This window comes from Actinomadura roseirufa, from assembly GCF_900659635.1.
In the GTDB taxonomy this organism is placed as follows: domain Bacteria; phylum Actinomycetota; class Actinomycetes; order Streptosporangiales; family Streptosporangiaceae; genus Spirillospora; species Spirillospora roseirufa.
The window spans coordinates 1-1,378 of the sequence record NZ_CAACVB010000557.1; the positions used below are offsets into that span (position 1 = coordinate 1).

General features: G+C 61.8%; 1 protein-coding gene. It reads left to right on the top strand.

What is annotated here, in order from left to right; genetic code table 11:
* The first annotated feature begins 56 nt into the window (after positions 1 to 56).
* Positions 57 to 1,214, top strand: coding sequence for an IS701 family transposase (locus E1291_RS41360; protein WP_131743466.1), 1,158 nt, complete (start codon positions 57 to 59; stop codon positions 1,212 to 1,214).
* Positions 1,215 to 1,378: the final 164 nt, after the last annotated feature.

The following is a 1,378-nucleotide window of genomic DNA, read 5'->3' on the forward strand; positions in this document are numbered from 1 at the left end:
CTAGTACTACAACGACAGGTTGTGATCAACTCGCGTCGGATGGTTGGCTGTGATGTGTGGTCATCAGCGACGTCGAATCGTGGTCCCGGGAGTTTTCTGCCTTTCTAGGGGAGTTTGCTGGCCGCTTTCCGCGCGTGGAGTCGCGACGTCAGGCGGCCTCTTACCTGCGTGGACTCCTGAGTGAGCTGGAACGCAAGAACGGGTGGACGCTCGCTGAGATGGCAGGTGAGAGGGGCCCGGAGCGCCTGCAACGCCTTCTGAATTTCTATGCCTGGGATACCGACGGAGTGCGCGATGACGTTCGTCGGATGGTTGTCGACTGCATCGCGGACCCCCGGGATGGGGTGTTGATCCTGGACGATACCGGTTTTCTGAAGAAGGGCGTGCGGTCGGCCGGAGTGGCACGGCAGTACTCCGGAACCGCAGGACGGATCGAGAACTGCCAGATCGGAGTCTTCTGCGCCTACGCGGGACCGAAGGGCCGGGCTCTGATCGATCGGGAACTCTATCTGCCCAAGGCATGGATTGATGATCGGGAGCGATGCCGGCTGGCCGGCATCGGCGATGAGGTCGGCTTCGCCACCAAGCCGGATCTGGGCATCGCCATGCTGGCGCGAGCCGTCGAGGCCCGGGTCCCGTTCGGATGGGTGACCGCAGACGAGGCCTACGGCCAGGTCGGCCGGCTTCGGTTATGGCTGGAACAGCGCCACATCGCTCACGTCCTGTGCGTTCCTCGTACTCAAATGGTGATCTCGATGGGCCTGACCCAGGAGCGCGCGCACCATCTCGCAGGGCAGCTCCAGCCCGGTGACTGGCATCGTCTGAGCTGCGGAGATGGCGCCCGCGGGCGCCGCGAATACCATTGGGCGGCAATTTCCATCCGCCCCTTGCGTGAACCCGGCGTGGGCCACTGGCTCCTCGCCCGCCGAAGCATTGCCAAGCCTGAAGAAATCGCCTACTACATCTGCTTCGCCAACGAAAACACATCATTGGCGGAACTGGTTGGTGTAGCGGGCAGTAGATGGGCCGTCGAGGAGTGCTTCCAAGCAGCGAAGAACGAAACCGGACTCGATCACTATCAAGTCCGCGGATACCAGGCGTGGTATCGGCATGTCACCCTGTCCATGACAGCCGCCGCATTTCTACTCCGGCTCCAGCGCGGGCAGCAAAAAGGGGATCTGGCGGATACCGATCGGTATCACTCTACCCTCTGAGCATCAATGAAATCCGGCGCCTGTGGAACCGCTTGGTGCACCGGGTCTTCCATCAACCTGACCACATCCTTGCATGGTCAGAATGGCGAAGACGGGCCCTCCAAAAAGCCCGGCGCAGTCACTATCGCCAGCGCCAGTATCGCAACCTGTCGTTGCAGTACTAG